Annotated in this window: 10 protein-coding genes; all 10 read left to right on the top strand. The window is 70.7% G+C overall.

Annotated elements, in window-relative coordinates; all coding sequences use genetic code 11:
- Nucleotides 1-47 precede the first annotated feature (47 nt).
- The 10 genes from LMU33_RS15515 to LMU33_RS15470 all read left to right on the top strand — a co-directional run bounded on the left by LMU33_RS15515 (nucleotide 48) and on the right by LMU33_RS15470 (nucleotide 10,435).
- On the top strand, nucleotides 48-863 hold the full coding sequence (locus LMU33_RS15515) for an alpha/beta fold hydrolase (RefSeq protein ID WP_228620945.1): 816 nt from the start codon (nucleotides 48-50) through the stop codon (nucleotides 861-863).
- A 62-nt stretch (nucleotides 864-925) separates the two neighbouring features.
- Nucleotides 926-1,750, top strand: coding sequence for an oxidoreductase (locus tag LMU33_RS15510; RefSeq protein ID WP_228620944.1), 825 nt, complete (start codon nucleotides 926-928; stop codon nucleotides 1,748-1,750).
- A 28-nt stretch (nucleotides 1,751-1,778) separates the two neighbouring features.
- Nucleotides 1,779-3,020 carry an MFS transporter gene (locus tag LMU33_RS15505; RefSeq protein ID WP_228620943.1) on the top strand — a complete coding sequence of 414 codons (1,242 nt, stop codon included), beginning with the start codon at nucleotides 1,779-1,781 and terminating at the stop codon, nucleotides 3,018-3,020.
- Between the two features lie 84 nt (nucleotides 3,021-3,104).
- Nucleotides 3,105-3,605: a PPOX class F420-dependent oxidoreductase gene (locus LMU33_RS15500; RefSeq protein ID WP_228620942.1), complete on the top strand. Its 501-nt coding sequence runs from the start codon at nucleotides 3,105-3,107 to the stop codon at nucleotides 3,603-3,605.
- A 34-nt stretch (nucleotides 3,606-3,639) separates the two neighbouring features.
- Nucleotides 3,640-4,785 (top strand): FAD-dependent monooxygenase, encoded by a 1,146-nt coding sequence (locus tag LMU33_RS15495; RefSeq protein WP_228620941.1) that lies wholly within the window; start codon nucleotides 3,640-3,642, stop codon nucleotides 4,783-4,785.
- Between the two features lie 28 nt (nucleotides 4,786-4,813).
- On the top strand, nucleotides 4,814-5,911 hold the full coding sequence (locus tag LMU33_RS15490) for a phenazine biosynthesis protein (RefSeq protein ID WP_308280783.1): 1,098 nt from the start codon (nucleotides 4,814-4,816) through the stop codon (nucleotides 5,909-5,911).
- Nucleotides 5,912-7,264: an aldehyde dehydrogenase family protein gene (locus tag LMU33_RS15485; protein ID WP_228620940.1), complete on the top strand. Its 1,353-nt coding sequence runs from the start codon at nucleotides 5,912-5,914 to the stop codon at nucleotides 7,262-7,264. It begins immediately after the preceding gene.
- A 41-nt stretch (nucleotides 7,265-7,305) separates the two neighbouring features.
- Nucleotides 7,306-8,508 (top strand): acyltransferase family protein, encoded by a 1,203-nt coding sequence (locus LMU33_RS15480; RefSeq protein WP_228620939.1) that lies wholly within the window; start codon nucleotides 7,306-7,308, stop codon nucleotides 8,506-8,508.
- A gap of 126 nt (nucleotides 8,509-8,634) precedes the next feature.
- A complete protein-coding gene (locus tag LMU33_RS15475; RefSeq protein ID WP_228620938.1) occupies nucleotides 8,635-9,150 on the top strand; it encodes a hypothetical protein in 516 nt (171 codons plus the stop codon).
- 52 nt (nucleotides 9,151-9,202) lie between these two features.
- Nucleotides 9,203-10,435, top strand: a complete 1,233-nt coding sequence (locus tag LMU33_RS15470; RefSeq protein ID WP_228620937.1) for a 3-deoxy-7-phosphoheptulonate synthase — start codon at nucleotides 9,203-9,205, stop codon at nucleotides 10,433-10,435.
- Nucleotides 10,436-10,547: the final 112 nt, after the last annotated feature.

Raw genomic sequence — 10,547 nt, 5'->3', positions numbered from 1 at the left:
GGTCCCATCTTGTCCGGCAGTTGACCAATCTCGAGGAGGCACCCGACATGCCGAGTGCGGAGATACGGATCAGCGGCGGCGATGCCGACGTCGCGTACGGCATCAACGGCAGCGGCCCGGCTCTGATGCTGGTGCACGGCACCGGAACCCGCGGTGACGCCTGGGCCCAGCAAGTCGAGGCGCTGAAGGGGAAGTTCACCGTCGTCACCCCGGACCTGTCCGGTTCCGGTGGAACGGTCGACCATGGCGGGCAGCTGACCCTGGGCGACCTGGTCGCCGAGGTGCTGGCGGTGGCCGACCACGCCGGCCTCGACACCTTCCACCTCGCCGGCCACTCCCTCGGCGCGGTGGTGGCGCTCCGCCTCGCAGCCGAGCATCCCGAGCGCGTGCGCTCGGTCGTCTCACACGCAGGCTGGGCGTACACCGACCAGCGGATGACGGCCGACTTCCGCTACTCGCTCGATCTGCTGCGCACCGACGCGGAGTCGGGTACCTCACTCGTCCCGCAGATGTTCCCCCTGGCCACCCTCGGCCCCCGGTACTGGGCGGCGACGGACGAGGCGTCGCACCAGAAGCTCGTCCAGCAGATCGCGGAGAACGCCCAACCCGGCACCGCGCGGCAGTTCGAGGTCGGCCTCACCGTCGACCTGCGTCCGCTGCTCGGCCGCATCGCCGCGCCGACGCTGGTCTTCGCCAGCGCACATGACCGCGTCTGCGGAGCGGACCAGCAGCAGTTGCTGCGCGAAGGGATCCCTGGCGCCTCCTACGCCGAGATCGATACGGGTCACAACGCGCTGGCGGAGGACCCTCAGGGGTTCGCCGCGGTGCTCGGCTCGTTCCTCACGCAACACGCCGGCACCTGAGGACGACGTCCGCGGACCTCGGCCCCTGGCCCCCGCAACACACCGAAAGTTGGAGGAAGTTCATGTCCGTTTGGCTGATCACCGGCAGCTCCCGTGGCTTTGGCCTGCACATCGCCCGGGAGGCGCTGGACCGCGGGAATCAGGTCGTCGCGACGGCGCGCGACGCGGAGGTCGTGCGCGCCGCGCTCGGCGAGTACGGCGATGAGGTGCTGGCCCTGCCGCTCGACGTGACCGACGAGCGGCAGGCACAGGAGGTGGCGCAGGCCGCGGTCGAGCGCTTCGGCCGGATCGATGTCCTGGTGAACAACGCCGGGCGGGGGCTGCTCGGCGCCGTGGAGGAGGCCTCATCGGCCGAGGTGCGCGCGGTCTTCGACGTCAATGTCTTCGGTCTGCTCGCCGTCACCCGGGCGGTGCTGCCGCACCTGCGCCGGCAGCGCGCCGGCCGGATCCTCAACATCAGTTCTGTCGGCGGATTCACCGCCGGCTCGGGCTGGGGCGTCTACAACAGCACCAAGTTCGCCGTCGAGGGACTCAGCGAGGCCCTGCGCGCCGACCTCGCCCCGCTCGGCATCCACGTCACCATCGTCGAACCCGGAGTGTTCCGTACCGATTTCCTGGACGACTCCTCGCTGCACCGCACCACTGCGATCGACGACTATGCGCAGACCGTCGGCAAGACCCGCGAGTGGGCGGTGGAGACGAACCACCAGCAGCCCGGCGACCCGGTCAAGGCCGCCCGGGCGATCGTCGCCATGGCCGAGTCGGACGCGCCCCCGATGCGCCTGCCGCTCGGCGCGGACTGCGTCGCCCGCATCGAGAGCAAGCTCGAGGGCGTCGCCAAGGAGCTCGACGCCTGGCGGGAGGTCGCGCTGGACACCGCCGTCTGACCAACCGTCTCCGGAAAGGAGGACTCCGATGCGCTCGGTGAGTTCGGCCGGACGGGTGGACCCGCGGGTCTGGCTACTCGCGCTGGGAACATTCGCAACCGGCACCGACCTGTTCATCGTCACCGGACTGCTGCCGGCAGTGGGACGGGACCTGCATCTCTCGACGGCACTCGCGGGCCAGACCTCCACCGCGTTCGCCGCCACGTACGCGGTGGGAGCGCCGATCCTGGCCGGGCTCACCGCCAAGTTCCGACGCAAGCCGCTGCTCATCGCGGTCATGCTGGTCTTCGGCCTCGGCAACGCCCTGTCGGCCGTCTCGGCCAACTTCACCGTGCTGCTGATCAGCCGTGTCATCACCGGTGCAGGCGCCGCTCTGTACTCGGCCAACGCCTCCGCGGTCGCCGCCCGCATCAGCCCGCCCGAGGTGCGCGGACGGGCCCTGGCCATCGTCTACGCGGGCATGACCAGCGCCATCGCCCTCGGTGTGCCGATCGGCAACTGGGTCGGCGAACTCTCGTCCTGGCGCTGGGCCTTCGGCCTGGTTGCCTTCCTCGCGGCCTTGACGGTCGCCGGCATCCAGTTCTTCCTGCCGGACGTGCCCACCGGGCCCGGTGCCACGGTACGGGAGCGGATGGCCGCGATCCGGATCCCGCAGGCTCCCACGCACCTGCTGGTGACGGCCCTGTGGACCGCCGGCACGTTCACCGTCTACACCTATCTCGGCTCCATCCTGGAGCAGATCACAGGACTTTCCGCCGGTCAGCAGTCGTGGGTTCTCCTGCTCTTCGGCGTCGGCAGCTTCGGTGGCGTCTTCGTCGGCGGACGGCTGGCCGACCGGTTCGGCTCGGTCGTCGGCCTCACGCTCACCATCAGCGCGCTGGGCATCTGGCTGGTCGTGCTCACCCCGGCCATCCGCTGGCCGCTGGCCGCGGCGGTCGCCGTCGGAGTATGGGGCCTGGTGCACTGGCCCAGCTTCCCGCTGCTGCTGCACCGGGCCCTGGGCATCGGCGGTGACCGCGGCGACATGCTCCTCGCGCTGAACAACAGCTCCGTCTACGTGGGCCAGATGGCCGCCGCCGCGGTCGGCGGGCTGCTGGCCAACGCGGGCATGCTCCGCTGGAACCCCCTGGCCGGCGCCGGCTTCGAGGTGCTCGCCGGCCTCGCCCTCGTCGTCAGCGTGGGCGCACTCCGCGGACGCGGCCGCAAGGGCCCGCTGCCGGCGGCGGCGCCCACGGAGGCCGGGGAGTCCAGCCCCGCGCTGCGGGGGTGAACGGCGCCCCGGCCCCATCCCCGCGCCGTATCGCCGGCGGCCGGGTGCCTACGAAGGAATTCCATCCCGAAGGAAGGACGCAGCATGCCCGCTCACCAGGAGATGGAGGTCGCGGTGGGGCCCCGCCTCGACCCGGAGGTCCGCGCCCTCGCGGACGGGCCGAACTTCGCCGCCCTGACCACCCTGATGCGCGACGGAACCCCGCAGACCCAGATCGTGTGGGTCTCCACCGCGGGTGACTACCTCGCCCTCAACAGCGAGGTGGCCCGGCAGAAGGTGCGCAATCTGCGCCGCGACCCGCGGGCCACCATCACCGTCTGGCAGCACGACGACCCCCTGAACTTCGCCGAGATACGCGGCCGGGTGGTCAAGGAGATTCTCGGCGCCGAGGCCCGCGACCACATCGACGAGCTGTCCCGCAAATACCTGGGCGCCCCCTTCGCCGACGAGTTCATCGCCTCGGACCGCGTGCTGCTCCTCGTCGAACCCGACCGGCAGCTCGTCCGCAACCACGCGCGCTGGGTGGCGGGCCTGCCCCAGCACCAGCACCAGCACCAGCACCAGCACCAGCACCAGCACCAGTGACCCGGAATCGTCCACTCATGCGTGAGGAGTCACCGTGAAACGCCGCATCCTGATCATCGGAGGGGGCATCGGCGGTCTCGCCGCCGGCGCCGCGCTCGGGCAGCAGGGCATCGAGACCACCGTCGTCGAGATCCAGTCGGAGAACCGCGTCGCCGGCGTCGGCATCAACATCCCGGGTAACGCGTTGCGGGCCCTGAAACAACTCGGTCTGCTCGACGACGTCCTCGCCCACGGCTTCACCTTCGACCGTGTCGATTTCCACGACTCCGCCTCCCGGCTGCTGCTTGCGCTGCGGTCGAAGCTGGGGGTCGGCGGCGTACCCGCCAACTGCGCCATCCAGCGCAGGGATCTGGCCCGGATCCTGGAGAAGGCCTGTGTCGACGCAGGAACCAAGGTCCGCTATGGCACCTCCGTGGACGAGATGCGGACCACCGCGAACGGCGGGGTCTCGGCCACCCTCACCGACGGCAGCACCGAACGCTATGACCTTGTGGTCGCGTTCGACGGAATCCGATCCTCGTTCCGTAAGGCGGCCCTCGGCGTCGAGCCCCGGTTCACCGGCTACTCGGTGTGGCGGGTGGCCCTCGAGCGGCACGCCGACGTCACCCGGAACATGTACTTCCAGGGCATGGGCACCAAGGCGGGCCTCTTCCCGCTCAACCAGGATGTCATGTACCTGCTCCACGTGACGCCGGAGCCGGGCAATCCCCGCCACCCGCGGGAGCGGTTCCACGGCCTTCTCACCGAGCGGCTGGCCGGCTACACAGGTCTGATCGGCGAACTGCGCGACAGCATCAAGCCCGACGACGACATCGTGTACGCGCCGATCGAGGAGGTGCTCCTCCCGCTGCCCTGGTACCACGAAGGGCTGCTGCTGCTCGGCGATGCCGCCCACGCCATGGCGCCGCACCGTACCCAGGGCGCGGCCATGGCCATCGAGGACGCCGCCGTACTCGGCGAGGTGCTCGGCCGGGACGGCGAACTCCCCGGTCTGCTGGCGGAGTTCCAGGAACGCCGCTTCGGCCGCGTCAAGATCGCCCAGGACGCCTCCCGCAACATCCTCCTGGCCGAGATGAACACCACCGACCAGGCAGCCCTCGACCGGCAGACCGACTTCCTCGAGAACGGCCTGGAAGCGGTGGCCCACCAGGTGGACGACGCGCTCAACCAGCCGTTCTGACGCCGCACCGCTCCGAAGGGACGAAAGCGTGACCACCACTCCTGACCACCCGCCCGCCCCGCACCGGCCGCCTGCCGGGGAGGCGGACTTCGACGCCCATGTCCGCGCGATGATGGCCTGGCACTTCGACGAGCGCACGGGCTCACCGTTCTGGCTGGCCCGCCGCGCACACCTGGGCTTTGATCCGCGCGCCGATGTCACCGGCGCGGCCGACCTGCTGCGCTTTCCCGATGTCAGCCGCGAACTGCGCACCGCCCCGGCGGCCGACCTCATACCCAGGGGTGCCGCACCGGGACAGGTCTTCCGTGTCTACGAGTCCGGCGGCACCACCGGCGCCCCCAAACGGATCGTGGACGGTGCCTACCGCTCCCGGATGGGCGCCTGGACCCGGCAGCGGCTGACCGACCACGGCGTACCCGAGACCGGCGACTGGCTGCACCTGGGGCCCACCGGCCCGCATGTGGTGGCCTTCGACACCTCTCGCTACGTCGAGCCCTCCGGCGGCCTGTGCTACACCGTCGACCTCGACCCGCGCTGGGTCAAACGCCTGCTCGCCTCCGGCCGGCAGCAGGAGGCCGACGACTACATCGACCACCTCCTCGACCAGGCTCGCGAGGTCCTGCTGAGCCAGCCGGTGCGCATCCTGAGCACCACACCCCCGCTGATCGAGGCCATCTGCGCCCGGCCGGACCTGTACGAACTCGTCGCATCCCGCATCGAGGCCATCATCTGGGCCGGCACCTCCTTCAGCCCGGAGAGCCTGCGCCTTGTCCAGGAGGACTTCTTCCCCGCCGCCCGCCTGGTCGGGATCTACGGGAACAGCCTCATGGGTGTGGCCCCGCAGCGCGTACGGACGCCGGAGGACGACCATGCCTGCGTCTTCGAGCCGTTCGCCGAGACCACCCGCCTGGACCTGGTGGACGAGGACGGCAGGCAGGTCGGCTACGGCGAGCGCGGCCGGGTCAGGGTGAACCTCGTAAGCGAGGAGATGTTCCTGCCCAACGTGCTGGAACGGGACAGCGCCGTGCGGGTCCGGCCGGCCTCGGACGGTGGCGTCGACGGCCTCGCGGAGGTGGCGAGCGTGGCGACCTACGAGGACGCCGACGTCGTGGAGGGGGTGTACTGAGTGCTCGTCATCGATCCCTTCGTCGCCGGTGAGAGCCGGCCGAGCGCCGACCGCAGCGTGCTGACCGACGTGCACGGCGAACCGCTCGCGGACGTCGGCCTCGCCCCCAGGCTGGCCGCCCAGGCCGCCGTCAACCGACTGCGCCGCTCAGCCGATGGCCGGCCACCCGAGCCGGAGGTGTTCCGCACGGCCGCGCAGCTGTTTGCGACGGCCGAGCTGAACGGCGAGAGCGCCGACGACTATGTGCGCCGCACCGTGCGCGCCACCGGTCTCGCGTCCACCACCGTCCGGCGTGCCCTGACGGACATGGCCGCCGAGATCGAGGAACTGCCCGCCACCACCGCGGCGGACCTGCCTGCCGCGCAGTTACGTCCGACCCACCGCGTCCACCGCGCACCCTCGGGCCGGGTCTTCACGGCCGTGATGGCCAGCAACCACCCGCAGCCGCACGCCACGTGGGTGCAGCCGCTCTACCACGGCTACAGCGTCGTCGTCCGGCCCGGCAGCCGCGATCCGTTCACCCCTCGCCGGCTGGCCGCCGCGCTGCTGTCCGCCGGGCTGCCACCGGACAAGCTGGCCTTCCTGCCGAGCCCGCACGCCGTCGGTTCGTTCCTGCTGAACGCCGCCGACCGCGGCATCATCTACGGCAACGAGCAGGCAGTGAGCACCTGGACCGATCACGCTCGAGTGGCCACCCGCGGCCCGGGGCGCTCCCGGGCCCTGCTCGACGTGCCCCTGACCGACGCGCTCCTGGATCACCTGACCATGAGCGCCGCCTTCGACGGCGGCACCCGTTGCACCAACCTCTCAGCCATCCTGACCAGCAACGACGTCCACGACACCGCGGCCAGGCTCGCCGGACGGCTGGCGCGCATCCCGGTGCTGCCCGCCACGGACCCGGAGAGCGAGCTCCTCGTCGTCGGGCGCGAGCGCGCCGACGCGCTGCGCCGGCAGATGGCGAAGCTGGCCACCGAACTCACGGACCACAGCACCCCGCTGTACGGCGACGATTTCCTCGTCGACCTCGGCGACGGCTCCTTCCTGCCGCGCCCCATGGTCCTCGCCGCCGACCGCGCGGACCATCCGGCCGTCGGTACGGAGCTGGCCTTCCCGTTCGTCGTGGTCGCCCCCTGGAGCCCGGCCGACGGCATCGCACCGCTGCGGCCGTCGCTGGTGCTCAACCTGCTGACCGACAACGCCGCGATCATCGGACAGGCCCTGCTCGACCCGTCCGTCCGGAAGATCACCCATGGTGCCGTCCTGCCCTGGGACCTGGTGCCGGGCATGCCGCACGACGGCAACTACACCGAGTTCCTCCTGGACGCCAAGGGCGTCGTCACACCGGTCGGATGACCCGGCCGCCGACCGCTCACCACACCATCGGGAGTCTCACCATGTCCAGCCCGACCAGAACCACCGTGCCCGCGTCCGCGCGCTTTGCACGGCTGCCCTCGCTGACCGGCATGCGGTTCTTCGCCGCGTTCATGGTCTTCCTCTTCCACTCCACGCTGCCGCCGTACACCCCGTTCAGCGGCGGCAGCGCCGAATCCGTCACGCATGCCGTCAGCAAGGCGGGCTGGCTCGGTGTCGGGTTCTTCTTCGTACTCAGCGGATTCGTGCTGACCTGGTCGGCCCGCCCGGGCGACAGGCCCCACCAGTTCTGGCGGCGCCGGCTCGTCAAGATCTACCCCAACCACGTGGTGACCTTCGTCGCCGCGCTGGTGCTGTTCGCCTGGGCCAAGAACACCTGGAAGCAGGCACTGCCCAACCTCCTGCTGCTGCACACGTGGATCCCGGACGCGAAGACGTTCCAGAGCGTCAACCCGCCCAGCTGGTCGCTCTCCGTCGAGATCGTCTTCTACCTGTGCTTCCCCTGGCTGCACCGGGTGATCCAGCGCATCCGGCCGGAGCGGCTGTGGCTGTGGGTGGGCATCCTGGGCGCCGCCGTGTTCGTCGTCCCGGCCATCGCGTACGCGGCCCTGCCCGACTCGCCCGTCATGCCGCTGGGGTTCCGGGCCTCCGTGTGGCAGTACTGGTTCGTCTGGCAGCTGCCGCCGTTCCGGATGATCGAGTTCGCCGTGGGCATCCTGATGGCCCGCATCGTCATGACCGGCCGCTGGATCAACTTCCGGGTCGCCCCGGCGCTGCTCCTGGTCGCCGTCGCCTACCTGGTCGAACTGTTGTGGGTGCCGTGGCTGTTCGGGATGAGCGCCGTGACGCTGATCCCGGTCGCGCTGCTGATCGCCGCGATGGCCACGACCGATATCGCGGGTCGGCGCTCGGTCCTGCGGCACCGGGTCTTCGTGTGGCTCGGCGAAGTCTCGTTCGCCTTCTACCTGGTCCATGACATCACCGTGCACGTCTTCGTCGAACGCTTCGGCCTCAGCCCGGTGCACAGCGCCCCGGTCGCGGCCGGACTGCTCGCCCTGGAGGCAGGCATCAGTGTCTTCTTCTCCTGGCTGCTCTACATCGGCGTGGAGCGGCCGCTGATGAACCGCTTCGGGCGCACCCGCCCGCCGCTGCCGCGCGACTCCGCGGGCGACACCGGCAGCACCGAGCCCGGCGACAAGCCGGCCGAAGCGGTGCGGGCGCACTGAGGCGCGCGTCATCCCAGCCGGGGTGGCCGCGCCACGTCCCCCGGGCGTGGCCACCCCTCCCCCGCACCGGCGCGATCGCCGGACGTTCCCTCTCCAGCACACCACGGGCAGCCCAGGAGACCAACGATGACCACCCTCCAGCCGACGATCGAACTGAGCGCCAGTACCCGCATGCTGCTGGCCTGTGACGGTTCCACCACCCTGCTCCTGCAGGCCCTCATCGGCCACGAGCTGTCGATCCGGGTCGACGCCCAGGGCGACACCCCGGCAGGCCGGCTCCCGCACGGCATACGTTCCGCGCTCGGACTCGCGGACACCGCCGTCGTTCTGGAGCGCCGCTCCTGCCTGGTGACCTCCGAACAGGAGGTGGTCAGCATCAACCGGGTGGTGTTCGACGAGGTTGCACGCAGCCGGATGGGGGTGCCCGACTCCGTTACCCCCATCGGCATCCAGCTTCGCGACCAGCACGTGCACCAGCACCGTGAGCAGCTGTCCACCGGACTCATGCGCTGGCGGGACAGCCTCACCGACCGGTGGGTGGACTCCGCCTTCAAGGAGTACGTCATCCACTACGCCGCAGGCGGCCGGGCCTATGTGCACGAGCAGTTCAATCCGCACATAGTGCAGCTCGCGGATGACTAGGCCCGAGTTACCACTCCGCCTGATCGCCGTTCGACACAGCGAAGGAACTCTCATGTCCCAGGCCTTTGCGGATGCTGAAGAAGCGGCCCGTACCCCACACTCCCACGCCGGAGACCAGACCGGCTGGCGCTTCTACCGAGCGGGCCAGCAGCCCTCCTGGGCGGATCCGGCCCGGCGTGACGAGGTCTGCGCCGACCTCTCCGGCCGTCCCGTCCTCACCCGGCTGCCCGACTTGCTCCAGCTGCGCCGCGAACTCGCCGGCGTCGCGGCCGGCGACGGCCATGTGCTCCAGGCCGGCGATTGCGCGGAGGACTTCGCGGAGTGCACGCCCGAGCACGCAGCGCGCAAGGAGAGGGCCCTCGTGCGCCTCGCCGACACCGTCGCGGTCTCGACCGGAATTCCGGTCGTCCGGATCGGCAGGCTCGCGGGCCAGTTCGCCAAACCCCGGTCAGCTCCCACGGAGGACGTGGGCGGCCGCCTGCTGCCGGTCTTCCGCGGCCACATCGTCAACTCCGAGGTCCCGGAGGCGGCATCCCGCAGGCACGACCCCGACCGCATGCTGCGCGCCTACCGGGCCGCCAAGACGGTGGCCGATGCCCTCGACGGACGCCGCGGCCAAGATCCGGTGGTCGGACAGCGCACCTGGATCAGCCATGAAGCCCTGGTGATGGACTACGAGACGGCCCTGGTGCGGTTCGACGAGTCCGCAGGCGGCTGGTTCCTGGGCTCCACCCACCTCCCGTGGATAGGAGAGCGCACGCGGCACGGCGAAGGCGCGCACGTCCGGCTGCTGGCGGACGTGATGAATCCGGTTGCCTGCAAGGTGAGCGGCAAGGCGAAGGTGCGGGACCTGCTCGACGTGGTCGAGCGTCTCGACCCCGGGCGTGAGCCCGGCCGCCTGACGCTGATCGCGCGGTTCGGGAAGGACGACGTGCGCACGCTGCTGCCGGCTCTCGCGCAGGCCGTGAAGAACGCGGGTCACCCCGTCGTCTGGCTCTGCGACCCGATGCACGGCAACACGTACAAGGCCGCGAACGGACTCAAGACCCGGCGCCTTGAGGATGTCTGCGACGAGGTCCGGGGTTTCGTCTCCGCCCTGCGCGGCGTCGGGGTCCGCCCTGGCGGCCTGCATCTGGAGACCGCCGCCGAGCACGTCACCGAGTGCGTGGGCGCAGACGTGCCGGACGAGGCGGCCCTGGCGGCGCGTTACACCAGCCTCTGCGACCCCCGGCTCAATCCGGTGCAGGCGGGTCTGGTCGTCGACACCTTCGTGTCGGCCCTCTAGAGGAGGTCTCTCATCGACTTCGACACCGGGCACCCGCCCTTCTGCGTACTCCTGGGCCCCGATTACTCAGGCAAGTCTTCGTCACTGGACCAACTCGCCCGGACAGCGCCCC

Origin of the sequence: Streptomyces barringtoniae, assembly GCF_020819595.1 — a bacterium.
GTDB lineage: Bacteria > Actinomycetota > Actinomycetes > Streptomycetales > Streptomycetaceae > Streptomyces > Streptomyces barringtoniae.
The sequence above is the reverse complement of the archived record's forward strand: the minus strand, read 5'-3'. Positions and strand labels throughout refer to the sequence as shown.